Source organism: Maricaulis sp. (genome assembly GCF_030149425.1).
GTDB lineage: Bacteria > Pseudomonadota > Alphaproteobacteria > Caulobacterales > Maricaulaceae > Maricaulis.
Window position 1 is genome coordinate 14518 of record NZ_JASBRQ010000053.1, and the last position, 26526, is coordinate 41043.

Sequence of the window (26526 nt, forward strand, 5' to 3'; positions counted from 1 at the left end):
CCCCGGATGGGACGGCCTTTTTTGTGGGATACAAGCGGTCTAGCGCTTGGAGACGTCGATATAGTCGCGGGACTGGGCGCCGGTGAAGATCTGGCGCGGACGGCCAATCTTCTGGCTCGGATCTTCCAGCATTTCCGACCACTGTGCGATCCAGCCGACCGTACGGGCCAGGGCGAAGAGCACGGTGAACATCTCGGTCGGGAAGCCCATCGCCTTGAGCGTGATGCCCGAATAGAAGTCGATATTCGGATACAGCTTCTTTTCGACGAAGTATTCGTCTTCCAGTGCGATACGCTCGAGTTCCATCGCGACTTGCAGGGTGGGGTCATTGCGGACGCCGAGAATATCGAGGACCTCGTGACAGGTCTCACGCATGACCTTGGCGCGCGGATCGTAATTCTTATAGACGCGGTGACCGAAGCCCATGAGGCGGAACGGGTCGTTCTTGTCTTTCGCCTTGCGGACATATTCCGGGATCTTGTCGACGGAACCGATCTCGTTGAGCATGTTCAGCGCCGCCTCGTTGGCACCGCCATGCGCCGGGCCCCAAAGCGAGGCGATGCCGGCAGCGATACAGGCGAACGGATTGGCACCGGACGAACCGGCCAGGCGCACGGTGGAGGTCGATGCGTTCTGCTCGTGATCGGCGTGCAGGATGAAGATGCGGTCCATGGCGCGCGCCAGAACCGAATTGTTTTCATAGTCTTCTGCCGGCACGGCAAAGCACATACGCAGGAAGTTGGCGGCATAGTCCAGCTCGTTGCGCGGGCTGATGAAGGGCTGGCCGATAGCGTATTTGTAGGCGCGGGCCGCGATCGTCGGCATTTTCGCGATCATGCGGTGCGAGGCGATCGTGCGCGCCTCGGGATCATTGATGTCCGTTGAGTCGTGATAGAAAGCCGACAGAGCGCCGACCGTGCCCACCATGATGGCCATCGGGTGCGCATCGCGGCGGAAGCCGCGGAAGAACATCTCGAATTGGTCGTGCAGCATGGAATGGCGGCGGATCGTCCAGTCAAAGGTCTCGAATTCGCTGGCCGTCGGCAGTTCGCCCTTCATCAGCAGGTAGCAGACTTCCATGAAGTTGGATTTCTCTGCCAGCTGATCGATCGGGTAGCCGCGATAGAGCAGGGTGCCTTCATCGCCATCGATATAGGTGATCTGGCTTTCACAGCTCGCCGTCGAGGTGAAGCCCGGATCATAGGTGAAGGCGCCGGTTTGCTTGTAGAGCGTGCGGATGTCGATCACATCCGGGCCGATCTCGCCGGAGAAGACCGGAAGCTCGTAATTCTCGCCCTTATAGTTAAGCGTGGCAGTTCCGTTCGGCTTGGCTTTGCTATCCATGACATCATCCCTATACGCGGTGACCGGCTCAGTTCGCCGGCGACATTTGTTCCTGTATGCGATCGAGCGCTTCGTCGCGGCCCAGGAAGACCATGACTTGCGCCAAATCTGGGGCGGGAGCCCCGCCGGTCAATGCCGCGCGCAGCGGTTGGCCGACTTTGCCGAATCCGACCTCTTCGGATTCCGCGAAACTCTGTAGTGCGTTCGCCAACTCATCTTCATTCCAGACCGTGAGATCGGACAGATGAGTGAAAAGGCGGTTAAGACGGTCGCGCGCCTCGTCCTTTAAGGCCTTGGCGGCCTTGCCGGAAAACTCGAACGGACGCTGCTTGATGAGAAAATAGCCTTGTTGGGCCAGCTCTTCCAGCGTTGAGGCGCGAGTTTTCAGCACCGGCATCGCGGCATTATAGCGCGCCGCGATCACGTCTGCGTCATCGATCCGGTCTTCCAGCGCGTCGACAAACGGCCGGACAAGCGCGCCAAGGCGGGCATCATCAGCCTTGCCCAGATGATGGCCATTGATATGGGCGAGCTTGTCGAAATCCATGCGCGCGGGGGCCTTGTTGAGCCCCTTCATGGAGAAGGCCGCAACAGCTTCGGCGTCGGTAAACACCTCCTGATCACCATGGGCCCAGCCCAGGCGAAGCAGGTAATTGCGCAGGCCTTCGGGCAGATAGCCCATATCGCGATAGGCTTCCGCGCCGAGGGCGCCATGGCGTTTGGACAGTTTCTTGCCGTCCGGGCCGTGGATCAGCGGGATATGGGCAAACACCGGGCGCGCCCAGCCCATGGCATCATAGATCTGGCTCTGGCGACCACCATTCACCAGGTGATCATCGCCTCGGATAATATGGGTGATGGCCATGTCGTGATCATCAACCACTACGGCGAGGTTATAGGTCGGCGTGCCATCGGAGCGCAGAATAACGAGATCGTCAAACTCCTTGGCGGCCCAGCGCACATCGCCCTGAACCGCATCTTCGATGACAACATCCTCATCGCCGGCCCGGAAGCGCACGACAAAGGGCGCATCGGCCGGCGCTTCGGCGGCATCTCGATCACGCCAGGGCGAACGCAGGGCACGGCCCTCGGCGAAGGCCTGCTCGCGCAGTGCGTCGACTTCCTCGGGCGTGCAGTAACAGCGGAAAGCGCGGCCCTTTTCGATCAGGGTATTGGCCACCTCGACATGACGATCCGCGCGGGCAAACTGGGAAATGGCGTCACCATCCCAATCCAGTCCCAACCAACTAAGACCTTCGGAAATCGCGTCGATCGCTTCCTGGGTGGAGCGGGCACGGTCCGTGTCCTCGATTCGCAGCAGGAATTCGCCGCCATGATGACGCGCAAACAGCCAGTTGAACAAAGCCGTGCGGGCCCCGCCAATATGGAGGAAACCGGTCGGCGAAGGCGCAAATCGGGTACGGATCATCGAATTATTTTCTTGCACTTGCGAGATCATGCTGCGCTGCGGGAAGGAATTAGGTGTTAGCATGGATTGGATCGCTGGCGATAGAGTGAAGCTACATTCATGTTTGCAGCTGCAGCCCGTAACGTCATTCACTGGATAACCCGGCTCCTTGAGCGGCTGGACGGGCCGCGCGTGCGCACAGGGCAGGTCGGAAATACCGCTTTGGCTTTTGCTGGCGGACTGATTGCCGGAGCGGCCATATTCTTCTCCTGGCCGGTGGATCCGGGAGCGATAGCCGCGGTGAGCGCTTTAGGCGTCTTTATTGTCTTATTGGCTGGCCTCGCCGTGCTGCAGTTTCGCAGCTCTCTCGTCGTCTTGATGGTATTGGCGCTGTTGTGCGGGGCGGCTCTGGGCTTTGCCCGTTCAGAAATGCGGAGCGCGGGTTTCGATCGTGAGTTTCAAACCCAGAGCCGCGCGCAGACCGTCAGCGGCTGGATCGAAACGATTGACCGGGCATCCAATGGGCGGCCGCGCCTTTTGATCCGGTTGAGGGGCAGCGACAAACCGATGCGCGTGCGCATCCTCGCCCAACCCGGTGCGTTTCGGCCCGGTGACAGTGTGGAGCTTGAGGCTGTACTCGATCGACCGCGGCGGGCTGCGGTTCCGGGGGCTTATGATTCCCGCTTCTTCTTTTACTTCCGGGCGATTGCTGCAACCGGCTATGCCGTGACGCCGGTTCGCCACGGCGAAGCGCTCGACCAGGACGGCTGGGCGCGCTCAATTGCGGCGCTGCGCGCAGACATCGCTGAACGCGTGACCACGCAGCTTGACGGGCGAAACGGGGCATTGGCCGCAGCCTTGCTGACCGGGCAGCGCGGATATCTGACAGGCGCAGACCAGGAAGCGCTGCGCGCCTCTGGCTTGGGGCATATCCTGGCTATTTCCGGGTTGCATATGGCGTTGCTGGCTGGCGGGGTGTTTGTCTTTGTGCGGCTTTTGACATCAGCCCTTACGCCCTGGGCCGGGCGTGGCGATACCTCAAAACCGGCCGCCATTGCGGCCTTGCTGGCAGCCAGCGTGTATCTGGTCCTCTCCGGCGGCGCCATTCCGACCCAAAGGGCGTATATCATGGCCGTTATCGCGCTCCTGGCGGTGATGGCCGATCGCCGACCGGTTTCGCGCCACACCCTGGCGATTGCCGCTATTGCTGTGGTGATGATCCAGCCTGAAGCGGTCATGGGGGCAGGGTTCCAGATGTCTTTTGCTGCCGTTGCCGCACTCATCGTGGTCGCCGAGCGCTGGCCTGGGGTAGGAGGTGGCGGCCGTTTGCGCCAGGCCATGGCGGGATTGTCGATGACCAGCCTCGTCGCCGGCACCGCGACAGCCGGTGTCGCCGCCTTCCATTTCCACCGGCTGGCGCAGTTCGGACTTCTCGCCAATCTCCTGGCCATGCCGGTCTTCTCCTTCGTGGTGATGCCCTTGGGGATTGCGGCGCTCGTCCTGATGCCGCTGGGCCTGGAGGGCGTGCCGCTCTGGCTGATGGGGCAGGGTATCGGACTGGTGTTTCTGATCGCCGACTGGGTCGCCGGCCTGCCCGGATCCATCACGCCTGTACCGGCGGCGCCCGCAGGCATCTTCGCGCTCTACGCGGCCGGCTTTGGGTTGGTCGTTCTGGGCCGGTCACTGGCGCGTCTTGCCGGTCTGGCCGGGCTCGCCCTGGCGATGATGGTCTGGGCGACAGCGCCGCAGCCGGATCTGCTGGTTACCGAGAACGGCCATCTGATCTTCCGTGGAGAGGACGGATGGCAGGCCAGTGATCGCCGGCGCGACCGATTTGCTCGCCGGGTCTTCCTGGAACGCCGCGCGGCGACCGACCCGGCTGAACGGGCGCTAGGCGAGTGTGATGCATTAGGCTGCGGCTACCCGCTGGGTGATGGCCGGCTCGTTCGTTTGAACGCACTGGAGGACCTTGAAGAAGATTGCCGCCGGGCCAGTCTGATCATAGCCAGCGTGGAGGTGCCGCCCTGGCTCGCCCGCCGTTGCGCCGCTCCGATAATTGATGCGGCGGGCCTACGGCAACACGGCGCGGTCGTCGCCTGGCTGGACGGCAGCGTGATTAAACGTCTGCGCTACGCCGATCCCAACGGCCCCACGCGACGCTGGATGTCTTGACCCCCACACAAGCCAACGCCCCTGAAACTGGTCAGGGGCGTTACGAGGCGAAATCTCAATTGGCGCGTTGGTGCACGCTGCTCCAGCCCCCGCGCAAGCGGGGGAGGGCCTAGTGATATTGCCGGAGCAGTCCGACGAGCTTGCCCTGCACCTTGACCCGGTCGGGGCCGAAAATCCGGGTTTCATACTCCGGATTAGCGGCTTCCAGTGCGACAGAACCGCCTTTCTTGCGCAGGCGTTTCAGCGTGGCTTCCTCGTCATCCACCAGCGCCACCACGATTTCACCGCTCTCAGCGGACTGACAGCGGCGGATCAGGACGGTATCGCCATCGAGGATACCGGCTTCGATCATGGAATCGCCTTTGACCTCGAGCGCGAAATGCTCACCCTGGCCCAACATGCCCGACGCCACGGGCAGGCGGTCGGTTTCATGCTGGATCGCCGAGATCGGAACACCCGCTGCGATACGGCCCAGGAGGGGGACTTCGACAGTTTCCGGACCGGTTTGATCAGCAGAGGTATCGAACACACCGCGTACCACATTCGATCCGGCATCGCTCTCAGGTGCCGGCGCGTCCGGTGCTTGTTCCGGCGTGTCAGGCACGGCGCTTTCGGGCAGTTTGAGCACTTCCAGAGCGCGGGCGCGATGGGCGAGGCGGCGAATAAATCCCCGCTCTTCCAGTGCCGTAATCAGACGGTGTACGCCGGACTTCGAAGCCAGCTGCAACGCGCCTTTCATCTCGTCGAATGAGGGCGAGACGCCCGTTTCCTTGATCCGTTTATGGATGAACAGCAGAAGTTCGTTCTGTTTACGCGTAAGCACGAGCACCCCCAAGAGCGGTGACCGGTTCGGAACAAACCGGGAAAATCATCTCGTGTTCTACATGTGTTCCAAAAGGGCGTCAAGCGGGCTGCGGCCCCATCAGGGTCCGGGTGGCTCGGGTGACATCGTCCTGGCGCATCAGGCTTTCGCCGACCAGAAGCGCGCGCGCACCGGCCCGCTGCACACGGGCGGCGTCGTCCGGGGTGAAAATACCGCTCTCGGCAACGAGAAGCCGGTCCTCGGGGACTTGCGGTGCCAGACGTTCGAACGTTTCCAACGAGGTCTCAAACGTGCGCAGATTGCGATTATTGATGCCTAGCAGCGGCGAGGGCAGCGTCAGGGCCCGCTCCAGCTCGGCGTCGTCATGCACTTCGATCAGCGAATCCATACCCCATTCGGTGGCGGCCTCGACCAGTGCCATGGCGGTGTCGTCATCCACGGCAGCCATGATGACCAGGATCGCATCGGCGCCGAGCAACCGGGCTTCCGCAACCTGATAGACGTCATACATGAAGTCCTTGCGCAGGGCGGGGAGCGAGACGGCGTCTCTTGCGGCGGTCAAAAACCGGTCGGCGCCCTGAAAGCTGGGCGTGTCGGTGAGAACGGACAGGCAGGTCGCGCCGCCTGCTTCATAGGCCTTGGCCAGCTCCGGCGGGTTGAAGTCATCGCGGATCAGTCCCTTGGACGGGCTGGCTTTCTTGATCTCGGCAATCAGCCCGAGCCCGCCATCGGCTGACGCGCGCTCGAGCCCGCCTAAAAAGCCCCGGACCGGCGCAACATCGCGCGCCGCCGCCGCGATGTCGTCGAATGGTCGTTTGGCCTTGCAGGCCGCGATATGATCCAGCTTGTAGGCGGTGATGCGCGCCAGCGCGTCAGGCATGGCAGTCATCACGCCTCTCCCGTGGAAATCGCGATCATTTTCTCCAGCGTGGCCTTGCCGCGGCCATCATCGATCGCCGCGGCTGCCTTGGCGGCGCCGTCAGCAATGTCATCAGCCAGGCCGGAAATGACCAACGCTGCCCCGGCATTGAGCAGGACGATATCGCGGAATGGTCCCGTCTCGCCCTCCAGAAGGCGCCGGATCGCTGCCGCATTATACTCCGGGTCTCCACCCTGGAGGTCCTCCTCGCGCGCGCGCTCAAGGCCAATATCTTCCGGGGTTACGGAGAACTCGCGGATCGTGCCATCGCGTAGCTCGGCAATTCGGGTTGGGGCGGTGGTGGTGATTTCATCCATTCCGTCCTCACCCCACATGACCCAGGCATGTTCACAGCCCAGATCGCGCAGCGCTTCGGCCATCGGCACCAACCAGCGCGGATCGAAGACCCCGAGCAGCTGGCGTTTGACCCCGGCCGGGTTGGACAAGGGGCCCAGCAGGTTGAACAGGGTACGAACGCCCAGTCCCTTGCGCGCACTGGCGACATGGCGAACGGCAGAATGATGCGCCGGGGCGAACAGGAAACCGGCACCGGCCTCGCGGATCGAGCGTTCGACCCGGTCTTTTGGCGTGTCCAGGGCAATGCCCAGCGCCGCCAGGACATCGGAAGAACCGGATTTGGAAGAGGCGGCCCGATTGCCATGTTTGGCGACGGTTGCACCAGCGCCGGCAGCGACAATGGCGGAAGCAGTGGAGATATTGTACGCGCCTTTACCATCCCCGCCGGTCCCGCAGGTGTCGATCGCGCCCTCCGGGGCCTGGATGGTCAGCATGCGGCTGCGCATCGCCTTGGCGCCGGCGGCGATATCGGAGGGGCGCTCGCCGACCGCGGCAAGGCCTATGAGGAAACCGCCGATAGCGGCGTCCGTGGCGTCGCCTTCCATCAGCTCGTTGAACGCACCGGCAATATGGGCGTCGTCTGGCCGTTGACCCTGGCTAAGGGCCTTCAGGCATTGGGCAAGATCAGTCATGCCGCTCTCTTTGTATTGTGTCAGGTCGAAAGATCAGGATGGAGCAATTATGCTGCGCCATCGCCGATCCAGCACACGGTATCGAACGCGCGACATCGCCATTGCGCAGCGGCGCTGTGGCGCACAGGCTGGGGCGGATTGGGTCGGCATACCGGCTGTCTCGTCTGGTAAATCCTGCGAACGGGATGAAATCTATCGGCCGCGCAAGGAATTTCAACGCCCGAGTGCGCCTGCGCGCAGCGATCTAAGCGGCCTTGGCGCCGGGCGACCGGGTCAATGCCAGGAAATTGGCCAGAATGTCATGCCCATGTTCCGAGGCGATCGATTCGGGATGGAATTGGACCCCTTCGATCGGGCGGGTCTTGTGGCGCAGCCCCATGATCTCACCATCGGCCGTTTGCGCCGTCACCTCCAGGCAGTCCGGCAGGCTATCGGGCTCCACCGCCAGCGAATGATAGCGGGTCGCTTCAAACGGTGAGGGCAGACCGGCAAATACGCCCTTGCCCGTATGCTGGATCGGGCTGGTCTTGCCGTGCATGATCGACTTGGCGGCGATGACCTTGCCGCCGAACGCCTGACCGATTGACTGATGGCCAAGGCAAACGCCGAAAAGCGGTAGATTGTCAGGCAGTTTATCGATCAGTTCCAGGCAGATGCCCGCCTGGTCGGGATCACAGGGACCCGGTGAAATGACAATCCCCGAGGGCTGGCGGGCCAGGACTTCGGTGACGCTCAAAGCGTCATTGCGCACGACCTCGATATCGGCCTTCAACTCCTGGAAATAGTGCACCAGGTTGTAGGTGAAGCTGTCATAGTTATCGATCATCAAAAGCATGGCGGATCTCCTGCCGGGCAAACTAGGGCCTCGGTCGGAAAAACGCCAACGCCGCTTGCTGTTTAACACTGGATTAACCGACTCTCTGCTGCATCGCACCATGCGACGCCGTAACGCTCATCCGCTGCGCAGGGTTCTGCAATCTGCCACGCCGGCCATGGCCAGTGTTGTCGTGGCTGCGGCCTATGGTTTGGGAGCGATTGTGTTCTCCATCGCCAGCGCTGATGCGACGTCGGACCTTCCCGACCGGACCTTGATCGACTTCGCAGCGTTTGCGGGGGATGGCACGACCGAGCGGACTTTGGAGCGCCCGGCTGAGCGTTTGGCCGAGCGTTCGGGCAGCCGCACCGTGACTTACGCCCGCTCTGTGCCGCCGACTGCAAGGGCGTCCGAAATCCCGGCACCGGCGATCCCAGCGGCCCGGCCGCGTATTGCGCTGGTCATCGATGATGTGGGGCTTGATCTGGCGGCGGTCGATCGCCTCGCCGATCTTCCAGTGCCGCTGACGTCGGCGATCTTGCCCTATGCCGAACACTCCGTGCAGGTTGCGCGCGAGATGCGGCAGGCCGGTCATGATGTGCTTGTGCACATGCCGATGGAGCCGGTCGGTCTGGCGGACCCGGGGCCCAATGCTCTGCGCATCGGTCTCAGCGAGGCCGATATCGAAGCCCGTATCTTGTGGGGGCTGGCCCGGGTGCCTGGAGCGGTTGGTATAAACAACCATATGGGCAGCCGTTTCACCCGGGATGCGGAGGCCATGCGCCTTGCGCTCAGCGCCGTTCCGGATGAAGCCGGCCTCTTCCTGGATTCTGTAACAACGTCGCAGAGCCGCGGCGCGCTTGTTGCGCGTGGTCTGGGGCTGAATGTGCTGGAACGGGATCTCTTCCTCGATCATGTCCAGGATGCTTCCGCGATCGAAGCGCGGCTTGCCGACGCCGAGGCGCTGGCCGAGCTACGGGGCTGGGCCCTGGTTATCGGTCACCCGCATGATGTGACGCTGGACGCGCTGGAAGCCTGGATTGATGGCGCGCAAGCGCGCGGGATCGACTTCATCACGGTCAGCGAGCTGGTCCAGCATACCAGGCCGGATCAGCCGCAGGCCCAGATTCAGGCCTCAATCCGCTAAATCAGTCCGAAAGCGCTTGCTCTGCAGCACGGAACAGCGCCGCGGCCTTGTTGACGCATTCCTCGTGCTCGGCAACGGGGTCGCTGTCCAGCACCACACCGGCACCCGCCTGGACATGCATCTGGCCGTCCTTGATCACCGTGGTGCGTAGCGCGATACAGGTATCCATACCGCCATCGGCAGAGAAATATCCGACCGCGCCGGCATAGATGCCGCGGCGGTGCGGTTCGAGCTCATCGATGATTTCCATTGCCCGCACTTTCGGAGCGCCAGAGACGGTGCCAGCCGGGAAACCGGCGAACAGGGCCGAGACGGCATCTTCGCCCTCTGCCAGATCGCCTTCGACATTGGAGACGATATGCATCACATGGGAATAGCGTTCGACGATCTCGCGCTCGGTAATACGTACCGTGCCCGGTTTGGCCACCCGACCGACATCATTACGCCCGAGGTCGAGCAGCATCAGATGTTCCGAGCGTTCCTTGGCGTCGGCGAGAAGATCCGCTTCCAGAGCATCATCCTCGGCCGGAGTGGCGCCGCGCTTGCGGGTGCCGGCAATCGGCCGCACGGTCACGACACCATCGCGCAGTCGCACCAGGATTTCCGGGCTGGACCCGGCAATGGCAAAGCCGGGCATGCGGAAGAAGAACAGGAAAGGCGAGGGGTTGAGGCGTCTCAGCGACCGGTAAAGCGTAAAGGCATCGGCCTTGAATTCGGCTGAAAAACGCTGACTGGGGACAATCTGGAAAGCATCACCGGCGCGGATATAGTCGCGGGCCCGGTTGACCGCAGTGCCATAGTCCTCCGGCGTGCGATTGGAGCGCCGCTCGCCCAGCTGGCCTGCCGGTTCGGCCTGTGCCGGGACCGCACCGTCCAGAGTGCGGAAAACCTGATCGATGCGCTCAGCGGCGGCATCATAGGCTTCGCGGGCGCTGAACGAACCGGGCCGGATGGGGCAGAAAACCTGCACCTCCTGCTTCAATGCGTCGAACACCACGACGGTCTGCGGCCGCATGAGAATGGCCTCGGGGACATCCAGCGGATCCGGCGCGGCGCCTTCGGGCAAGCGCTCGATATGCCGGATCATGTCATAGCCGAGATAGCCGAACACCCCGGAGGCAATCGATGGTGCACCTTCAGGCAGCTCACAACGCGTTTCCGCGATCACGGCGCGCATTGAGCTCATCGGATCGCCGTCGAGCGGGGTGAAGGCCTGGCTGGCGGCATCCGCACCACGCGCTTCCTCGGCCCGGCCATTGCGGCAGCGCCAGATCAGATCCGGGTCCAGGCCGATCGCGGAGAAACGACCGCGCCAAGCCCCGCCCTCGACGGATTCGAGCAGGAAGGCATTTTCGCGCTCGCCGCCGAGCTTGAGATAGGCCGCGACGGGAGTTAGGAGATCATCGGCGCGAGACGCGGTCAGGACGACGCTCTCACCGCGCTCAAAGCGTTCTGCCGCCTCGCTGAAGTCCGGCGCGATCTGGACGCGTCCGGCCGGCCTCATTGCTGGTCGTCGGTCAGGCCGAGGGCCTGATCGCGCAGGCGGGTATCAATCGTCGGGGCGTAGTCGCCGATAACCGCGCTCTGGGCCGCATTGAGGATCGTGTTGCTGGCGATTTGCGACAGCGTGTAGGTCTCGCCCTGACCGGATACGGTGAAGGCGTCAGTCCTGGCTGCCGGGTCGGCTTCCATGACATCATCGACGATCAGGATGGCCCGCATCGTATCGCTCAGCTCGATCACATCGCTATAGACGCCCGGCTCCAGCTCGAAGGCTTGGAACACGGCCAGCGGCGTGAACATGCCGGCGGATCCGGAGCGGGTGAGCGTCGTGGTTTCAACCCGGCCATTGCTGGTCAGGGCAACGAGGTCGAGATCGTCACCGGCTTCCAGTTGGGCCACGGCGTCGGCCGCCCGGGTTTCAAGCTCGGCCCCGATCTGGGCGACACGCCAGCGCGCATCGGCGATGTCGCGGACCTCGTCGAGCTCGGCATTGCGCTGCGGCTGCACCTCATCGACCCGAACGATGAAGAAATCGGATCCGTTGAAATCGATCAGATCAGTTTCAACGCCTTGGAATTGCTGGAAGACGGAGGGCAGGATTTCTGCCCCCAGCGTCGTGTAGCGCTCGAAGTCGAACTGCAAATCAGCGGTGCGGCCGAGATCATCCATGGCGCCGAAGAACTCGATCGGAACGCCGGCTTCTGCGGCGGCATCTTCCATCGAGCCCGTGGTCTCGCGCGCGTTCTGGAAAGCGTCGATCTTGGCATACATGAGATCGGTCGCAGCCTCACCGGCGGCTTGTTCGCGCAGCTCGGGCAGCATGTCTTCGAAAGTCGGCATGACTTCGTCGGTCGCGGCGCTGACCTCAACCGCATACCAGGAGAAAGAGCCCTGGACCGCTGCGCTGGCGCCCTGCGGCAGGTTGAACACGGCTTCGCCGAGATCGGTATCGGGAATGTCGAAGATCTGGATATCGGTCTGCTCGACCAGGGCGGTCAGGCCGAGATCGGCAGCCACGTCAGCGAGGGTCTCGCCGGCCTCAAGACGGGCAGCTACCGCATTGGCGGTGTCTTCGTCCGGTACGGTGAGCTGGGTGTAGCTGCGCAGGGCCGGGGAGCCGATGAAGCCGTTATCGACCTGGAAGTCATAGGTTTCGCGCAGGATACTTTCATCGACCTCGACATCACGCAGGAAATCGGCGACCTGGAAACGGATCAGCGTGAAGCTGCGGCGCTCGGGTACGATGTAGAGCAGGACTTCGCGATTGATGAAGGGCAGGCTGTCGAGGCGGTTTTCATCGATATAGGCCTGCAGCTGCTCATCGGTCGGGTCATCGATCGCATCCAGCCCGCCGCCATCGATGAACAGCCCCCGGATCGTGCGGCTTTCATTGGCATGCAGGTAGGCGATCTCATCCCAGGTCGACGGCAATTGCGTCGACAGGGTCAGCGTGTCAGCCAATTGCGCCCGGGTCAGGTCGGCGATCAGCTCATTGTCGAACTCGGTCAGCGTATAACCGTTCTGCAGCAGAACGTTTTCCATCGTCGTGCGGTCGAACTCACCCGTTGCCGGGTTGCGGAACGCCTGAATGTCGGCCGCGGCGCGCACGCGCTGGCCTGCAGAGACGGTCAGGCCGAGCTCGCGGGCGCGGGCGACAAAGGCTGAGCGGTTGACCATGCCGTTGAGCACCATGTCGCCGAGGCCCTCAGCGCGCGCATCTTCGACGGTAAAGCCCGGATTTTGGCTTTGGATTGTCCGCAGCTGACGGTCATGTTCGCGCGCCAGCTCACGCATCGAAATCTGTTCGCTGCCGACAACCACGACAGCTGTGCCGCTGCCCGTGAAAATCCCGCCCACGCCGTAGGCTGCAAAGGCCAGGACGAGCAGGCCGATGATGACGAAAGCCGCCGGGGATTTGGCGAAAGAGCGGAGTATAGACAGCATGATGGTAAAACCGTTGGTAAGCGTGTCGCGGAACGTAGCGGCGCAGAATCGCGGATACAAGCGTGTGTGGCTGTGAAATCGGCATCAGTTGAAGGCGTTGCGCCCATGGCCGATGCCAATTAATCCTGCAGACCGGCTATCGGGGAGGGGATTGATGGCGCGACAGCTGCTCATTGCAGGCAATTGGAAGATGAATGGCAAGCGGGACTCGCTGGCCTTTTTCGACGAGGTCGCGCCGGCAGCCGGTGCATCTGCTGCCGAAATCCTGATCTGCCCTCCGGCCACCTTGCTGGCGGCAGCGGTTGATGCGGCGTCGGGCGCCTCCATCAAGATTGGCGGCCAGGATTGCCATGCAAACAGCTCCGGTGCGCACACAGGGGATGTGTCCGCCGATATGCTCGTCGATGCCGGCGCTGATTATGTCATCCTGGGGCATTCCGAGCGGCGCAGCGATCATGGCGAGAGTTCTGCCAGTGTCGCGGAAAAGGCGGCTGCTGCACTGTCTGCCGGCCTGACGCCGATTATCTGCGTTGGCGAAAGTGAAGCCGAGCGGCGCGATGGGCGGGCCGAAGCGGTCGTTGCCGAACAAGTGGTCAACTCGCTGCCGAAAGCAACTGATGGCGCCTATGTCATCGCCTATGAGCCGGTCTGGGCCATCGGCACCGGATTGACGGCCAGTCTTGAGGATATTCAAGCCATGCACGGCTTTATCCGCGGGCGTCTGCCGGACGGCGAGAAAACGCGCATTCTTTATGGCGGCTCGGTGAAGCCGGGCAATGCCGCGGAGATTTTCGCCCTGGCGGATGTCGATGGCGGCCTGATTGGCGGGGCGTCTTTGAAAGCTTCGGACTTCGCCCAGATCATAAAAAATACTGCCGTATAAGTTTGCGGTAAGGGCATTGAAACTTCTTGGGATAATCATCGCTGGTTGAACATCGCGATTTTTGTCTCCAGGAGTTCCGCCGCGTATGGCCGATACCGATTATGCCCGCGCCCCGGTTTTGCTGTTCGATCCGGTTCATGCGAACCAGCGGACCACGCGCTACGCTTTGCATGAAATAGGTTTCCGTCAGATCGAGTGCGTCTCCTCGCTTCCCGATCTCAAGACCGGTTTGACCGAAGGCAATCCGGTCCTCGCCGTGATGGAAAGCAGCGCCACCGACGCCGATATCTTCAAGATCGTCCGGTCGATGCGCCGCAGCGAGCTCGGCAATAATCCTTTCATGGTCATTTTGCTGACGACTTGGAGTCGCGACACGGTTCATATCCGCCGGGCCATTGAGTGCGGCGCCGATGATGTCATCGTGCGACCGTTCTCGACCATGTTTGCGGAAGAACGGGTGCGCACCCTGATCAAGGCGCGCAAGGAGTTCATCGTGACTTCGGACTATATCGGTCCTGATCGTCGCAAGGGGAACTCAGCCCGTCAGTCCGACGCCCAGGCGCTGGAAGTTCCAAACCTCCTGCAAGCCACGGTGGAAGGCGATACCGCGGCCCTGGCGCGTGGCAGCCACTGGATCAAGGAAGCCAAGAGCACGGTAATCGCCGAACGCCTGCGCCGGTTGGCCATGCGTATCGTGGTCACAGCCGAGTTGCAGCTTGGTGATAATGCGTCCAATGCCCGCATCGATTACGAGGACATGCTGCGCACGGCCCGTGAGCTCAAGGCTCAGCTGCTCAAACTCTCACGCGCCGAAGCCGCAGAGGTCGCCGAGGCGCTGATTGAACAGATCAGCACCATGCAGTCAGGCAATGACACCAGCTCTGCCAGCTTCAAGCTGACCAAGGAGCTGGCCATGGGCGCTTATGCTGCCTTTGCCAACGGCGAGTCGCTGGAGCGTTCGCGCGATGAAATCGACCGCACTGTTGCCAACCTGCGCAAGCGAATCCAGGCCCGGGCCCAAGCCGCTGCAGGCAATGCCGCTTAGGTGCTGGCCAAGCCTGCAAGCCTAGTATAAAACCCCACGCCTTGTGATCGGAGCGCGCGCACCCATGTGTTATACGGTGTGCGGGCACAGTGTCTTTAGGCAGCAGGTTTCATGACGACGGTACTTCTCATCATCCAGGTTCTTATCGCCGTGGCCCTTACGGTCGTGGTGCTGCTGCAGCGGTCCGAGGGCGGCGCTCTTGGCATTGGCGGCGGTCAGGGGTCGATGATGTCCGGCCGGTCTGCCGCGACCGTGCTCACCCGCACCACCATGGTGCTCGCGGCACTCTTCATTGGTAATTCCATCTTCATGGCTGTTCTCGTGGGCGTGAACTCGGATGGGTCGAGCATTTTCGACAATCCGGTTGACCTGTCGACGCCGGCCTTGCTGGAAGAGGAAGCCGATCAGGTTCCCACCGACGGCTAAGCCTGAATTTGACGCGGCGTTAGCCGTTTTCCGCATCAATCGCATTTCGTCCCTTTCGGGGCGCACGAATCTCGGATAATCAGACGGCCCATGCCGCGTTATATCTTTATCACGGGCGGCGTGGTCTCCTCTCTTGGAAAAGGCCTCGCCTCCGCCGCTTTGGGTGCCTTGCTGCAGGCCCGGGGTTACCGGGTCCGTTTGCGCAAGCTCGACCCTTATCTCAACGTCGATCCGGGCACGATGTCGCCCTACCAGCATGGCGAATGCTATGTGACGGATGATGGTGCCGAGACCGATCTCGATCTTGGTCACTATGAGCGCTTCACCGGCGTTCCGGCGAGCCAGTCCGACAATATCACCACCGGCCGGATCTATTCGCGCATTATCGAGCGTGAGCGCCGTGGCGATTATCTCGGAGCGACGGTTCAGGTCATTCCGCACGTCACCGACCAGATCAAGCAATTCGTGCTGTCCGATGCCGGCGATGTCGATTTCGTTCTGTGCGAGATTGGCGGCACGGTGGGCGATATTGAAGGCCTGCCGTTTTTCGAGGCCATCCGTCAGCTCGGCCAGGAGTTGGGCTCGGACAATGCTGTCTTCGTCCATGTCACCCTGCTGCCCTTCATCAAGGCGGCCGGTGAGATGAAGACCAAGCCGACCCAGCACTCGGTGAAAGAGCTGCGCTCGATCGGTATCCAGCCGGATATCCTTTTGTGCCGCTGTGAAATCCCGATCGAGCCCGGCGATAAGCGCAAGATTGGCCAGTTCTGTAATGTGCGCGAAAGCGCCGTCATTGAGGGTCGAGATGCGGCCTCGCTCTATGATGTACCGCTGGAATACCACCGGCAGGGTCTGGACCGCGAAGTGCTGCGCTGTTTCGGTATGGAAGATGCGCCGGAACCGGATCTGACGCGCTGGGAGACGATTTCCCAGGTCGTTGCCGAGCCGGATGGTGAGGTCACCATTGGCGTCGTCGGCAAATATGTCGGCCTGCTGGACGCCTACAAATCCCTCATCGAGGCCCTGCACCATGGCGGCATCGCCAACGGGGTGAAGGTCAATCTGAAATGGCTCGATAGCGAACAGTTCGAGCAGGACGATCCCTATGAACCGCTGGAAGACGTGCACGCCGTGCTCGTTCCCGGTGGCTTTGGTGAGCGTGGCGCTGAGGGCAAGATTGCCGCGGCCCGTTTCGCCCGCGAGCGAAATGTCCCGTATTTCGGTATATGCTACGGCATGCAGATGGCGGTGCTGGAAGCGGCCCGCAACATGGCCGGGATCGAAAACGCCATGTCGACGGAGATCGGGCAGGGCGGTGAGCCGGTGATCGGCCTTCTGACCGAGTGGACCCGTGGCAATGAGGTTGAAACCCGCTCCGCCGAGGGCGATATGGGCGGGACGATGCGCCTTGGGGCCTATCCGGCTGTGCTGACCGAAGGCAGCCGCGTGCGCGAAATCTATGGCGCCGCTCACATCGAGGAGCGTCATCGCCATCGCTATGAGGTCAATGTCGCCTATCGCGAACAGCTCGAAGCAGCCGGCCTGAAATTCTCCGGCCTGTCACCTGATGGGGTGCTGCCGGAGATCGTCGAGATTGAGGACCACCCGTGGTTCATCGGCGTGCAATTCCACCCGGAGCTGAAATCCCGGCCCTTCGAACCGCACCCGCTATTCGCCAGCTTCATTGCGGCCGCTCTGCATCAAAGCCGCATGGTCTAGGCTTTCACTATTGTCATCCCCGCCGGAGCCCCGACTTGATCGGGCGCAGAGCGGGGACCCAGCCTGGATCATTCCGGTCCCGGATCTATGCCCGGCTCAGGGCCGGGCCTCCGTCCGGGATGACAAGCTTGCAATAGGGTGGCGTCAATCAGGACGTCGCCGTGCTGTGAAGTTCCCGCACAGCCTTCACCGCCGTCATCACATCCTCACGCGTGCACTCGAACGGTCCGATCTGGAAGCGGATGACGAAACGACCCTTGTGCCGTGTCTGCGTGAGATAGGTGCGGCCATCATCATTGATGCGCTGCAATAGTGCTTCTGTCGCCGCATCGTCTTGAGCGGCGAAGGAGAAGAGCGAGAGACGCGGTTCAGTGACGATCGCTAGTCCGTCAATGGTGCTGATCTCGTACGCTGCGTCCTTGGCCCAGGCGACATGATTGCGGATCCTGTCGCGCAGACCCTCGAGGCCATAGCCGCGCATCAGGAACCAGAGTTTCAGCGCCCGGAAGCGGCGCCCCAGCGGAATGGTCCACTCGGAATAATTGACGATATCACTCTGTCCCAGCGTTTCGAGATAATCCGGGCGCAGGCCGAGCGTCTTCACCTGGGCCTCCGGATTGGCGAGGAACTGCACTGAGCACTCGAACTGGGCGCCGAGCCATTTGTGCGGGTTGAAGACGATGCTGTCGGCGCCCTCGGCTCCGGCCCAGTAATGCCGGAACTCCTCGCAGATCATGGCCGAGCCCGCCCATGCGGCATCGACATGGGTATAAAGCCCTTCCTCGCGGGCGATGGCGATCAGCTCGGCCACCGGGTCCATAGCGCCCACCGAGGTGCCGCCGGTGACGATGACCAGGCCGGCGGGCTTGTATCCGGCGGCCCGGTCCTCAGCGATCGCGGCGCGCAGTGCGGCCTGATCCATGCCGTCGAGCGGGCCAGTCGAGGCCACTTTGACCAGATTGTCCTGACCGATACCGGCGATCCAGGCGGCCTTGTCGATCGAGGAATGGCCCTCGGCGGAGGAATAGATGCGCAGGCGCGGCTGGCCCGAGAGCCCCTCACGATTGCCGGCCCAGTCGAGCGCACGCTCACGCATGGTCAGCAGCGCTGCCAGGGTGGCCGTGGAGGCGGTGTCATGGATAGTGCCGCGTATGCCCTGGGGCAGGCCCATGGCCTGGCGCAGCCAGTCGACCATGCGGGTCTCCATCTCGGTGGCCGCCGGAGAGGTCTGCCACAACATGCACTGCGCCGCGATGGTATTGGCGAGCTGTTCGGCCAGCATGGAAACCGGGGCGGCATTGGCCGGGAAATAGGCAAAGAAGCGGGGATGCTGCCAATGCGTCATGGCGTCGGGGACGAGGCGTTCGAAATCGGCGAAGATGGTCTCGAAGTCCTCGGCATTTTCTGGCGCTGATGCGGGCAGGGCGGCGAGCACATCTCCCGGCTCGCCCTGGGCCCGTACGGGCCGTCGTCGCAGGCCGGCCAGATAGGCTTTGGACCAGCTGGCGATCCGCTTTGACCAGGCTTCGAATTGATCCAGTTTCATGTCTGCCTCCCCCTTGCGTGAACTTTTTTATCGCTGCCGTGCATCCAAACCCATCCCCGCATGCATCTCACTCAAAAGCCCGCAGTGTGTCTGTGGGGCAAGAGGAGATCACAAATGCGCAAACTTGCTTCACTGGCTGCGGTGGCGGCTCTTTCGGCAGGCCTCTCTGTGCCGGCCCTGGCGCAGGACAGCCAGGATGTGAATGTCGAAGTCTTCGACCGTATCGATGCGGCCGGCAGCTTCCGGGTGATTCTGCTGCAGGGTGATTCGCATTCCGTGCGCCTGGACGGCGATGGCGATGATTTCGCCGAGATCGAAGTGTCGGTGCGCCGTGGCGAGCTTGAGCTCGATCAGGACACACGCTGGTTCGGCAATAATCCGCGCCTTGATGTCACCGTCTATGTCACGGCTCCGGACTTTACCCACATGGATTTCGGCCGCGGTGTCGGCGCTGAAGTGCGCGATTTTGATACCGCAGAGCTTGATCTGGAGATATCTACCGGTGCCGTGGCGCGTCTGACCGGGACGTGTGACGAGCTCGATCTGTCCATGTCGACAGGCGGTGTCCTCTATGCTGACAGCTTTGTCTGCGCGAGGGTTTATGCCCGCGCTTCGACCGGCGCGACCGGCGATGTGCATGCAACCGCGCATGCCGATGTGCGCGCGTCCATGGGGGCCAGCTATGATGTTTATGGCAATCCGGACTACCGCGAACTGCGCTCGACGATGGGGGCCAGCGTGCGTCTGGTCCGCCCGCGCAGCTGATATTGCCTGACCCGATCTGTGCCGGACGGCATTGAGGTGGTTGCGCGCTCGCGGCGAAGCGGGTATACGGCGCGGCTCGAACAGATGGCGTGTGCCATCCCAACAGTTTTCTACCCGGTGGAGAGGCTCATGGCCGTCCCTAAGAGTAAAGTCACGAAATCCAAGCGCGGTTTCCGTCGTAGCCATGATGCCATCAGCAGCACGGCCTATGTCGAGGACAAGGACAGCGGCGAGCTGCGTCGCCCGCACCACGTCGATCTCAAGTCCGGCATGTACCGCGGCAAGCAGATCCTCGAGCCGAAAGACGACTAAACCGTCTTGAGCTTGTTCAAGCGATTTGACGCGGTGGGCCTGGCCCGCCGCGTTTTGCTTTGTCCGGAGCTCAAGGTTCAGCGCCGCGCAGTTGCGACCGGCTGGAAGTCCTCGATATAGGCGACATCCGATGAGGCGGTTCGGGGGACCAGGAAGCTTCTGGCTTCCGATACGCTGCGCACAGCTTTGACCGCATTGCCCAGTCGCATGTTAAGCCGCAACATCTGCTGCAGCGCATAGTGATGTTCGCCCTGGTGCACGATGGCGCTGGTATAGGGCGGTGCGCCGACCAGAATGCGTTCAGCCCGGGCGAGGATGCGATCAACAGCGTCATCCGGATAGCGCGCCTGGCGCAAATCGAGCACGAACTTGGTCTTGCCTTTCAGGAACAGCCAGTCGGTCAGCTTAGCGAATTGCACCGTGGCATCGACACCGCTTTGATCCCCGCTCAGGGCGATATAGACGGCCTTGCCGCCAAATACTTCCCGCACCGTTGCAACGCGGAATTCTTCCCACTTCGACACGCATTCACCCTTGGCCGATTGACGCCGTGAGATTGGGGCATTGCAGTTAAATCCGCGTTATCCCGGGGCTTTGGGAAACAGTCCTTAGAAAATCCGGGTTTTTACAGCTGGGTTAGCGGTAACAAGCTCCGCTTAGGCTTGCGCCCGGCTTCGCCTTGTTTATGAAGCGCGCCAAGACTTTTGCGTTTTTCCAAACGAGAGCTTCCATGACCGCCATTACCGACATCACCGCCCGCGAAATCCTCGACAGCCGTGGCAACCCGACCGTTGAGGTCGATGTCGCGCTGGAGGACGGCAGCTTTGGCCGCGCCGCTGTCCCGTCCGGGGCATCGACCGGTGCCCACGAAGCGGTGGAGATGCGCGATGGCGATACCCGCTATGGCGGCAAGGGCGTGACCAAGGCCATCGACGCGGTCGAAACCGAGATCTTCGAAGCCATCGCCGGTTATGATGCCGAAGATCAGCGCCGTATCGATGAGGTGATGATCGAGCTTGATGGCACCAGCAACAAGGCGCGCCTCGGCGCGAATGCCATGCTCGGTGTCTCCATGGCTATCGCCAAGGCGGCAGCCGACGCCCAGTGCATGCCGCTTTATCGCTATATCGGCGGTCTCAATGCCCGCGTCCTGCCGACCCCGATGATGAATATCCTCAATGGCGGCGCCCATGCGGACAATCCGATCGACTTCCAGGAATTCATGATCATGCCGGTCGGCTCGCCGACCTTCTCCGAAGCCGTGCGTTGCGGCGCGGAAGTCTTTCAGGCGCTCAAGGCCGATCTCAAAGCCAAGGGCCTCAACACCAATGTCGGCGATGAGGGCGGTTTCGCGCCCAATATCGCCACCGCGGAACAGGCGCTCGACGCCGTCATGGCCGCGATCGAGAAGGCCGGTTACAAGCCGGGCGAGGAAGTCGCCCTGGCGCTCGATGTCGCCTCGACCGAGTTCTACAAGAACGGCCGCTATGTGCTCGAAGGCGCCAAGACCGATTACGATGCCGAGGGCTTCTCGCAATATCTCGCCGAGCTGGTCGGCAAATACCCGATTATCTCCATCGAGGACGGCATGGCCGAAGATGACTGGGAAGGCTGGAAGGCGCTGACCGATCGTCTCGACGGCAAGTGCCAGCTGGTTGGCGATGATCTCTTTGTCACCAATCCGGAATGCCTGGCGCACGGCATTGAAGTCGGTGCCGCCAATGCCATCCTCGTCAAGGTCAATCAGATCGGCACGCTGTCGGAAACGCTCGACGCTGTCGATATGGCGCTGCGCTCGGGCTATGGCGCGGTCATGAGCCACCGCTCCGGTGAAACCGAGGATTCGACCATTGCCGATCTCGCCGTCGCCACCAATTGCGGCCAGATCAAAACCGGCTCGCTGGCCCGTTCCGACCGCACCGCGAAGTATAACCAGCTGCTGCGCATTGAAAGCGAGCTGGCAGAGACGGGCGTCTATGCCGGCGACACGGCGGTGAGCTGCTAGTCCCGGGCGGCGCTGCAGTAACGCTTCCTTCACGCTGATCGCGTTACCTAAGTCCATCGACACGGCCAAAAGGCCGGCAATCAGGATGGACCGGTGGACGCGATCAAGCGCCTCATTCCCAGTTTCTTTCTCGCACTCGCGATTGCCTATTTCGGCTATCACGCGCTGACCGGTGAGCAGGGTGTGTTGAACTGGCTCGTGGTCGAGGCGGAGATCCGCGAGGCCGAAACCGAGCTGGCGGTCGCCACGGCCCAGCGTGAAGGGCTGGAAGAAACCGCAGCGCGCCTGCGGTCCGACAGCCTGGATCTCGACTATCTCGAAGAGCGCGCCCGCGACGTCCTCAATGTCGCGCATCCGCGTGAATTTATTGTCGAGATCGAGCCTGACGAACAGCGCTGACCGCCTCGTATAAATTTCGCACGCGGAATTAAATCTCCAGGTCGTTTCAAGTGTAACCACATTTTATTTCGCCGGGTGCTTGCAGCGCCGGGCGCAATTCTGTTATGGCCGATACGAAACATCCGGGAGCGCGGAAACAATTTCGCGAGCAAAAGAATGGCCACGAAGCGTAGCAGCTCGAAATCGACCTCTAAAGAACAGATGCTTGCCTATTATCGCGAGATGCTGCTGATGCGGCGTTTCGAGGAAAAAGCAGGTCAGCTTTATGGCATGGGCCTGATCGCTGGCTTCTGTCACCTCTATATCGGCCAGGAAGCGGTGGTGACCGGGATCCAGGCCGCGCTGGAAGAGGGCGACCAGGTTATTACCGGGTATCGCGATCACGCGCACATGCTCGCCTGCGGCATGGATCCCAATGGGGTCATGGCCGAGCTGACCGGACGCGAGGGCGGCTATTCGCGCGGCAAGGGCGGCTCGATGCACATGTTCTCCCGCGAGAAGAACTTCTATGGCGGTCACGGTATTGTCGGGGCCCAGGTCTCGATCGGCACCGGTCTGGGCTTTGCCAACTGGTACAAGGACAATGGCAAGATCTCTGTCGCTTACTTCGGCGATGGCGCAGCCAATCAGGGCCAGGTCTATGAGAGCTTCAACATGGCCAAGCTCTGGGACCTGCCGGTCATCTTCGTGATCGAGAATAACCAGTACGCCATGGGCACGGCGGTCAAGCGCGCCTCCTCGGAAACCCATCTCTACAAGCGCGGCATTTCCTTCGCCATCCCGGGCGAGGAAGTGGACGGCATGGACGTGGAAGCGGTCCGCAAGGCCGCCGAAAAGGCCGCCAAGCACGCCCGCTCCGGCAAGGGTCCGTACATTCTGGAAATGAAGACCTACCGCTATCGCGGCCACTCCATGTCCGACCCGGCCAAATACCGCACCCGCGACGAGGTCGATGAAATGCGCACGCATCACGATCCGATCGACATGGTCAAAGCCAAGATTATCGACAAGGGCTGGTCGACCGAAGAGGACCTCAAGGCGATCGACAAAGAGGTCAAGGCGATCGTCAACGCCTCCGCCGAATTTGCCAAGGAGAGCCCGGAGCCCGATCCGAGCGAGCTCTACACCGACGTGCTGGTGGAGGCGTAAGCCATGAGCGCTCTCACCAAGGAATTCCTCGCTGACTGGCACAAGGCCGTCAAACACCGCGATCGCGAACTGCTCTCCTCGATCATTGCCGAGGGCTGTGAGCTGCGCTCGCCGGTGGTCTGGAAGCCGACGGCGGACAAGGACTATCTCTTACACATCCTGATGGGTGTGATCACCGTCGTGGAAGGTTTTGAATACCGCGATGAGTGGATCAAGGAGAATGAGATCATTCTCGAATTTACCGGCACAGTGGACGGCAAGGGCCTGACCGCGATCGACCGCATCACGCTGGACGAAAACGGCAAGATGGTCTGCATCGAGGTGATGATGCGCCCGCTCAACACGCTGATCGAGTTCGCCACCCGCATGCGCGAACACGCGCTGGCTTACAAGCCGGACAATGCCGCCAATGCCTAAACACCTGGCGCAATATAATGTCGCCAAGATGCGCGGTGCGGGGGATGATCCGGTGATGGATGATTTCAGCGCGGCCGTGCCTGGGATTCACAAGCTGGCGCAGCGCTCGCCGGGCTTTGTTCGCCTCATCGATGATGGCGGCTACAAGCCCTGGGGCGATGAGCAGGTTCTGCCCAATCTGACCGTCTGGGAAAGCCTCGAGGCGCTCAAGACCTTTACCTACCGCACCGCGCATGGGGAGATTTTCTCCAAACGCGACAAATGGTTCGTGCCGCTCGGCCGCCCGCACAACGTGCTCTGGTGGTTCGAGGATGACGGGACGGGCCCGGATTTCGAGGACGCCACGCGGCGCCTTGACCATCTCAACGAACACGGACCGACGGCGCAGGCTTTCTCCTTCGGCGTCCCCTTTGATGCAGACGGCCAGCCGCTGGCCAAGCTTACTTCCAACAGGACCCAAGCTCATGTCGATTGAAATCCTGATGCCCGCGCTCTCTCCGACCATGGAAGAGGGCACGCTTGCCAAGTGGAATATCAAGGAAGGTGACAGCGTCGAGAGCGGCGATGTCATCGCCGAGATCGAGACCGACAAGGCGACGATGGAAGTCGAAGCCGTGGAAGAGGGCGTCGTCGCCAAGCTTCTCGTCGCCGAGGGCACGGAAGGCGTGAAGGTCAATGCCGTCATCGCCATCCTGGCCGAAGACGGTGAGGATGTGTCCGCCGCGGCTACCGCGCCGGCACCGGCCGCTGAAGCACCGGCTGCAAAGGCTCCGGCTGAGCCTGAGCCGGCCCCGGCTGCGGCCACCCCGGCGATCGATGAACGCCCGGCCATGATGGCCGCCAACGTCGCCTCGCTGTCTGATCCGGATGTGCCGGCGGGTACGAATATGGTCGAGACCACGGTGCGCGATGCGCTGCGTGATGCCATGGCGGAAGAAATGCGCCGTGACGACACCGTCTTCGTCTTGGGCGAGGAAGTGGCTGAGTACCAGGGCGCCTACAAGGTCACCCGCGAGCTGCTGCAGGAATTCGGTCCCAAGCGCGTCGTCGACACGCCGATCACCGAGCACGGTTTTGCCGGCCTGGGTGTCGGTGCGGCCTTCAACGGTCTCAAGCCGATCGTCGAATTCATGACCTTCAACTTCGCCATGCAGGCGATCGACCACATCATTAACTCTGCCGCCAAGACGCTCTACATGTCCGGCGGCCAGATGGGCTGCCCGATCGTCTTCCGCGGTCCCAACTCGGCCGCCAGCCGTGTGGGCGCCCAGCACTCCCAGGACTTCTCGGCCTGGTATGCCAATGTCCCGGGCCTGAAAGTCATCGCCCCGTGGGATGCCGCCGATGCCAAGGGCCTGTTGAAGGCCGCGATCCGCGATCCCAACCCGGTCGTCTTCCTCGAGCACGAGCTGGTCTATGGCGAGAGCTTCGATGTGCCGGAGATGGATGATTACGTCCTGCCGATCGGCAAGGCCAAGATCCGCCGCGAGGGCACGGACGTCACCATCACCGCGCATTCGCGCATGGTCGGTTTCGCCCTGGAGGCTGCTGAAATTCTCGCCGGTGAAGGCATTTCCGCCGAGGTCATCGACCTGCGTACCCTGCGCCCGCTCGATACCGATACCATCGTGCAGTCGGTGATGAAGACCAATCGTCTCGTCACCGCCGAGGAGGGCTGGGGCCGTATGGGTGTCGGCGCGGAAATCGCTGCCGTGGTCACAGCGGAAGCCTTCGACTATCTCGACGCCCCGCCGGCCCGCGTGCACCAGGAAGACGTGCCGTTGCCCTATGCCGGCAATCTGGAAAAACTCTCGCTCCCGGGCACGGACGATATTGTGGCAGCGGCGAAGGCCGTTTGTTACGCGGAGTAGGCTGTGTTCGATTTTTCGAAATCAGAATTCAGGGAGTGGAAGCCAGCGATTCCGCCCGGGCCGTACGACTTCATCTCCTGTCACGCGGAACTCGGGGAGCTTTCGCTGAAACTGATGTCGCGCGCAAATGATCGCCAAGACTCTTTTGCCTGTGAGTTCGTCTCCACGCCGCTCTGGCACTGCATAGTCGAGGATGAGAGGCACCAAGACCAGCTCTTGCGTTTGACGTCGGTCAACATGTTTGAAGTGCTCAATTCCCCTGTCATCTCCGGTTTTGTCGAGAATGAGATTGTTTTTGACAAGCCGGACGCGAAGGCTCGGCATTGGGTTATTCTGACCATACAGGAATGCATTCACATTCTCGCGCTGGATGAACCAAAGGTGCGAACGATTTTCGGCGAGGATACATGACCAACACCCCGCAAAAATCCTGGCGCCATGGCGAGTGCCACTGTGGCGAGGTCGCGTTCAAGGTGAACCTGCCCGACGCCGTGGTTGCCCTGTCGTGCAATTGCTCGATCTGCGCCAAGACCGGCTTTATCCATCTCATCGTGCAAAAGCCCGACTTCGCCATTGAGCGCGGGGCGGAAAGCCTGACGACCTACACATTCGGCAGCCATACGGCCAAACACACCTTCTGTTCCAAATGCGGGGTGAAGGCCTTCTACGTGCCGCGCTCGCATCCCGACAGCTGGTCGGTCAATCTGCGCTGCCTCGATGCCGACGCTGATCTCCAGCTGCGCTTTGAAGAGTTCGACGGCGCCAACTGGGAAGACAATATCGCCCAGATTGAAGGCGAGGCGGGGCGGGCGTGATGCACGGCCTGGCCAGCATACGCACTTCCTCGCCCTTGATGGGCGAGGTCCCGCCAAGCGGGGGAGTGGGTGCGCGCCGAAGGCGTACCAGGACTCCTGCCGCACCCCATC

General features: G+C 62.0%; 26 protein-coding genes. 16 read left to right on the forward strand and 10 right to left on the reverse strand.

The window, feature by feature from the left end:
• Nucleotides 1-39 precede the first annotated feature (39 nt).
• Both gltA and gltX read right to left on the reverse strand, forming a co-directional pair.
• On the reverse strand, nucleotides 40-1344 hold the full coding sequence (gene gltA / locus Q1V57_RS08755; protein ID WP_300529725.1) for a citrate synthase: 1305 nt from the start codon (nucleotides 1342-1344) through the stop codon (nucleotides 40-42).
• Between the two features lie 28 nt (nucleotides 1345-1372).
• Nucleotides 1373-2803, reverse strand: a complete 1431-nt coding sequence (gltX, locus tag Q1V57_RS08760; RefSeq protein ID WP_366145112.1) for a glutamate--tRNA ligase — start codon at nucleotides 2801-2803, stop codon at nucleotides 1373-1375.
• 69 nt (nucleotides 2804-2872) lie between these two features.
• Here gltX and Q1V57_RS08765 point away from each other — a divergent pair, with 69 nt between their 5' ends.
• On the forward strand, nucleotides 2873-4924 hold the full coding sequence (locus Q1V57_RS08765) for a ComEC/Rec2 family competence protein (protein ID WP_300529729.1): 2052 nt from the start codon (nucleotides 2873-2875) through the stop codon (nucleotides 4922-4924).
• Nucleotides 4925-5033: 109 nt separating this feature from the next.
• On the opposite strand, the gene lexA is transcribed toward Q1V57_RS08765, so the two are convergent.
• From lexA to Q1V57_RS08785, 4 genes are all read right to left on the reverse strand, one after another.
• Nucleotides 5034-5747, reverse strand: a complete 714-nt coding sequence (lexA, locus tag Q1V57_RS08770; protein WP_300529731.1) for a transcriptional repressor LexA — start codon at nucleotides 5745-5747, stop codon at nucleotides 5034-5036.
• Between the two features lie 79 nt (nucleotides 5748-5826).
• Entirely contained in the window at nucleotides 5827-6627 is an 801-nt protein-coding gene (trpC, locus tag Q1V57_RS08775) for an indole-3-glycerol phosphate synthase TrpC (RefSeq protein ID WP_366145119.1), read from the reverse strand.
• An 8-nt stretch (nucleotides 6628-6635) separates the two neighbouring features.
• Nucleotides 6636-7655: an anthranilate phosphoribosyltransferase gene (trpD, locus tag Q1V57_RS08780; RefSeq protein WP_300529734.1), complete on the reverse strand. Its 1020-nt coding sequence runs from the start codon at nucleotides 7653-7655 to the stop codon at nucleotides 6636-6638.
• Between the two features lie 244 nt (nucleotides 7656-7899).
• The gene (locus tag Q1V57_RS08785; RefSeq protein ID WP_300529736.1) at nucleotides 7900-8490 is read right to left on the reverse strand and encodes an aminodeoxychorismate/anthranilate synthase component II; all 591 of its coding nucleotides are present in this window, start codon (nucleotides 8488-8490) and stop codon (nucleotides 7900-7902) included.
• Between the two features lie 100 nt (nucleotides 8491-8590).
• Between Q1V57_RS08785 and Q1V57_RS08790 the strand changes: the two genes are divergently transcribed.
• Nucleotides 8591-9616, forward strand: coding sequence for a divergent polysaccharide deacetylase family protein (locus tag Q1V57_RS08790; protein ID WP_300529738.1), 1026 nt, complete (start codon nucleotides 8591-8593; stop codon nucleotides 9614-9616).
• A gap of 1 nt (nucleotide 9617) precedes the next feature.
• Here Q1V57_RS08790 and trpE read toward each other — a convergent pair whose 3' ends face one another.
• On the reverse strand, nucleotides 9618-11120 hold the full coding sequence (gene trpE, locus Q1V57_RS08795; protein WP_300529740.1) for an anthranilate synthase component I: 1503 nt from the start codon (nucleotides 11118-11120) through the stop codon (nucleotides 9618-9620).
• Nucleotides 11117-13063 carry a peptidylprolyl isomerase gene (locus Q1V57_RS08800; protein WP_300529742.1) on the reverse strand — a complete coding sequence of 649 codons (1947 nt, stop codon included), beginning with the start codon at nucleotides 13061-13063 and terminating at the stop codon, nucleotides 11117-11119. The genes trpE and Q1V57_RS08800 overlap by 4 nt, the downstream gene beginning before the upstream one ends.
• A gap of 154 nt (nucleotides 13064-13217) precedes the next feature.
• Between Q1V57_RS08800 and tpiA the strand changes: the two genes are divergently transcribed.
• From tpiA to Q1V57_RS08820, 4 genes are all read left to right on the forward strand, one after another.
• Entirely contained in the window at nucleotides 13218-13946 is a 729-nt protein-coding gene (gene tpiA, locus Q1V57_RS08805) for a triose-phosphate isomerase (RefSeq protein ID WP_300529744.1), read from the forward strand.
• Nucleotides 13947-14031: 85 nt separating this feature from the next.
• Nucleotides 14032-14991 carry a response regulator receiver protein gene (locus Q1V57_RS08810; protein ID WP_300529746.1) on the forward strand — a complete coding sequence of 320 codons (960 nt, stop codon included), beginning with the start codon at nucleotides 14032-14034 and terminating at the stop codon, nucleotides 14989-14991.
• A 111-nt stretch (nucleotides 14992-15102) separates the two neighbouring features.
• Nucleotides 15103-15417 carry a preprotein translocase subunit SecG gene (gene secG / locus Q1V57_RS08815; protein WP_300529748.1) on the forward strand — a complete coding sequence of 105 codons (315 nt, stop codon included), beginning with the start codon at nucleotides 15103-15105 and terminating at the stop codon, nucleotides 15415-15417.
• 90 nt (nucleotides 15418-15507) lie between these two features.
• On the forward strand, nucleotides 15508-17136 hold the full coding sequence (locus Q1V57_RS08820; protein WP_300529750.1) for a CTP synthase: 1629 nt from the start codon (nucleotides 15508-15510) through the stop codon (nucleotides 17134-17136).
• A 148-nt stretch (nucleotides 17137-17284) separates the two neighbouring features.
• On the opposite strand, the gene Q1V57_RS08825 is transcribed toward Q1V57_RS08820, so the two are convergent.
• The gene (locus Q1V57_RS08825; protein ID WP_300529752.1) at nucleotides 17285-18682 is read right to left on the reverse strand and encodes a pyridoxal-dependent decarboxylase; all 1398 of its coding nucleotides are present in this window, start codon (nucleotides 18680-18682) and stop codon (nucleotides 17285-17287) included.
• A gap of 114 nt (nucleotides 18683-18796) precedes the next feature.
• Between Q1V57_RS08825 and Q1V57_RS08830 the strand changes: the two genes are divergently transcribed.
• On the forward strand, nucleotides 18797-19447 hold the full coding sequence (locus Q1V57_RS08830; protein ID WP_300529754.1) for a head GIN domain-containing protein: 651 nt from the start codon (nucleotides 18797-18799) through the stop codon (nucleotides 19445-19447).
• 129 nt (nucleotides 19448-19576) lie between these two features.
• Nucleotides 19577-19759: a 50S ribosomal protein L32 gene (rpmF, locus tag Q1V57_RS08835; RefSeq protein WP_300529756.1), complete on the forward strand. Its 183-nt coding sequence runs from the start codon at nucleotides 19577-19579 to the stop codon at nucleotides 19757-19759.
• Nucleotides 19760-19836: 77 nt separating this feature from the next.
• Here rpmF and Q1V57_RS08840 read toward each other — a convergent pair whose 3' ends face one another.
• Complete coding sequence (locus tag Q1V57_RS08840; protein WP_300529758.1) at nucleotides 19837-20283, reverse strand: hypothetical protein; 447 nt, start codon at nucleotides 20281-20283, stop codon at nucleotides 19837-19839.
• Nucleotides 20284-20489: 206 nt separating this feature from the next.
• On the opposite strand from Q1V57_RS08840, the gene eno reads away from it, so the two are divergent.
• The 8 genes from eno to Q1V57_RS08880 all read left to right on the forward strand — a co-directional run bounded on the left by eno (nucleotide 20490) and on the right by Q1V57_RS08880 (nucleotide 26415).
• Nucleotides 20490-21764, forward strand: coding sequence for a phosphopyruvate hydratase (gene eno, locus Q1V57_RS08845; RefSeq protein WP_300529760.1), 1275 nt, complete (start codon nucleotides 20490-20492; stop codon nucleotides 21762-21764).
• Nucleotides 21765-21857: 93 nt separating this feature from the next.
• Nucleotides 21858-22163: a septum formation initiator family protein gene (locus tag Q1V57_RS08850; RefSeq protein WP_300529762.1), complete on the forward strand. Its 306-nt coding sequence runs from the start codon at nucleotides 21858-21860 to the stop codon at nucleotides 22161-22163.
• Nucleotides 22164-22319: 156 nt separating this feature from the next.
• On the forward strand, nucleotides 22320-23312 hold the full coding sequence (gene pdhA / locus Q1V57_RS08855; RefSeq protein WP_300529763.1) for a pyruvate dehydrogenase (acetyl-transferring) E1 component subunit alpha: 993 nt from the start codon (nucleotides 22320-22322) through the stop codon (nucleotides 23310-23312).
• 3 nt (nucleotides 23313-23315) lie between these two features.
• Nucleotides 23316-23729 (forward strand): hypothetical protein, encoded by a 414-nt coding sequence (locus Q1V57_RS08860; protein WP_300529765.1) that lies wholly within the window; start codon nucleotides 23316-23318, stop codon nucleotides 23727-23729.
• On the forward strand, nucleotides 23722-24204 hold the full coding sequence (locus Q1V57_RS08865; RefSeq protein ID WP_300529767.1) for a DUF3291 domain-containing protein: 483 nt from the start codon (nucleotides 23722-23724) through the stop codon (nucleotides 24202-24204). Before Q1V57_RS08860 ends, Q1V57_RS08865 begins: the two co-directional genes overlap by 8 nt.
• A complete protein-coding gene (locus Q1V57_RS08870) occupies nucleotides 24194-25600 on the forward strand; it encodes a pyruvate dehydrogenase complex E1 component subunit beta (RefSeq protein ID WP_300529768.1) in 1407 nt (468 codons plus the stop codon). The genes Q1V57_RS08865 and Q1V57_RS08870 overlap by 11 nt, the downstream gene beginning before the upstream one ends.
• A 3-nt stretch (nucleotides 25601-25603) precedes the next feature.
• Nucleotides 25604-26011: a hypothetical protein gene (locus Q1V57_RS08875; protein WP_300529770.1), complete on the forward strand. Its 408-nt coding sequence runs from the start codon at nucleotides 25604-25606 to the stop codon at nucleotides 26009-26011.
• On the forward strand, nucleotides 26008-26415 hold the full coding sequence (locus Q1V57_RS08880) for a GFA family protein (RefSeq protein WP_300529772.1): 408 nt from the start codon (nucleotides 26008-26010) through the stop codon (nucleotides 26413-26415). The genes Q1V57_RS08875 and Q1V57_RS08880 overlap by 4 nt, the downstream gene beginning before the upstream one ends.
• Nucleotides 26416-26526: the final 111 nt, after the last annotated feature.

What these genes read in the sequence shown, in the direction of transcription:
- gltA (WP_300529725.1), bottom strand. Translation starts at nt 1,344, where the DNA reads ATGGATAGCAAAGCCAAGCCGAACGGAACTGCCACGCTTAACTATAAG.
- gltX (WP_366145112.1), bottom strand. Translation starts at nt 2,803, where the DNA reads ATGATCTCGCAAGTGCAAGAAAATAATTCGATGATCCGTACCCGATTT.
- Q1V57_RS08765 (WP_300529729.1), top strand. Translation starts at nt 2,873, where the DNA reads ATGTTTGCAGCTGCAGCCCGTAACGTCATTCACTGGATAACCCGGCTC.
- trpC (WP_366145119.1), bottom strand. Translation starts at nt 6,627, where the DNA reads ATGCCTGACGCGCTGGCGCGCATCACCGCCTACAAGCTGGATCATATC.
- trpD (WP_300529734.1), bottom strand. Translation starts at nt 7,655, where the DNA reads ATGACTGATCTTGCCCAATGCCTGAAGGCCCTTAGCCAGGGTCAACGG.
- Q1V57_RS08785 (WP_300529736.1), bottom strand. Translation starts at nt 8,490, where the DNA reads ATGCTTTTGATGATCGATAACTATGACAGCTTCACCTACAACCTGGTG.
- Q1V57_RS08790 (WP_300529738.1), top strand. Translation starts at nt 8,591, where the DNA reads ATGCGACGCCGTAACGCTCATCCGCTGCGCAGGGTTCTGCAATCTGCC.
- trpE (WP_300529740.1), bottom strand. Translation starts at nt 11,120, where the DNA reads ATGAGGCCGGCCGGACGCGTCCAGATCGCGCCGGACTTCAGCGAGGCG.
- Q1V57_RS08800 (WP_300529742.1), bottom strand. Translation starts at nt 13,063, where the DNA reads ATGCTGTCTATACTCCGCTCTTTCGCCAAATCCCCGGCGGCTTTCGTC.
- tpiA (WP_300529744.1), top strand. Translation starts at nt 13,218, where the DNA reads ATGGCGCGACAGCTGCTCATTGCAGGCAATTGGAAGATGAATGGCAAG.
- Q1V57_RS08810 (WP_300529746.1), top strand. Translation starts at nt 14,032, where the DNA reads ATGGCCGATACCGATTATGCCCGCGCCCCGGTTTTGCTGTTCGATCCG.
- secG (WP_300529748.1), top strand. Translation starts at nt 15,103, where the DNA reads ATGACGACGGTACTTCTCATCATCCAGGTTCTTATCGCCGTGGCCCTT.
- Q1V57_RS08820 (WP_300529750.1), top strand. Translation starts at nt 15,508, where the DNA reads ATGCCGCGTTATATCTTTATCACGGGCGGCGTGGTCTCCTCTCTTGGA.
- Q1V57_RS08825 (WP_300529752.1), bottom strand. Translation starts at nt 18,682, where the DNA reads ATGAAACTGGATCAATTCGAAGCCTGGTCAAAGCGGATCGCCAGCTGG.
- Q1V57_RS08830 (WP_300529754.1), top strand. Translation starts at nt 18,797, where the DNA reads ATGCGCAAACTTGCTTCACTGGCTGCGGTGGCGGCTCTTTCGGCAGGC.
- rpmF (WP_300529756.1), top strand. Translation starts at nt 19,577, where the DNA reads ATGGCCGTCCCTAAGAGTAAAGTCACGAAATCCAAGCGCGGTTTCCGT.
- eno (WP_300529760.1), top strand. Translation starts at nt 20,490, where the DNA reads ATGACCGCCATTACCGACATCACCGCCCGCGAAATCCTCGACAGCCGT.
- pdhA (WP_300529763.1), top strand. Translation starts at nt 22,320, where the DNA reads ATGGCCACGAAGCGTAGCAGCTCGAAATCGACCTCTAAAGAACAGATG.
- Q1V57_RS08860 (WP_300529765.1), top strand. Translation starts at nt 23,316, where the DNA reads ATGAGCGCTCTCACCAAGGAATTCCTCGCTGACTGGCACAAGGCCGTC.
- Q1V57_RS08865 (WP_300529767.1), top strand. Translation starts at nt 23,722, where the DNA reads ATGCCTAAACACCTGGCGCAATATAATGTCGCCAAGATGCGCGGTGCG.
- Q1V57_RS08870 (WP_300529768.1), top strand. Translation starts at nt 24,194, where the DNA reads ATGTCGATTGAAATCCTGATGCCCGCGCTCTCTCCGACCATGGAAGAG.
- Q1V57_RS08880 (WP_300529772.1), top strand. Translation starts at nt 26,008, where the DNA reads ATGACCAACACCCCGCAAAAATCCTGGCGCCATGGCGAGTGCCACTGT.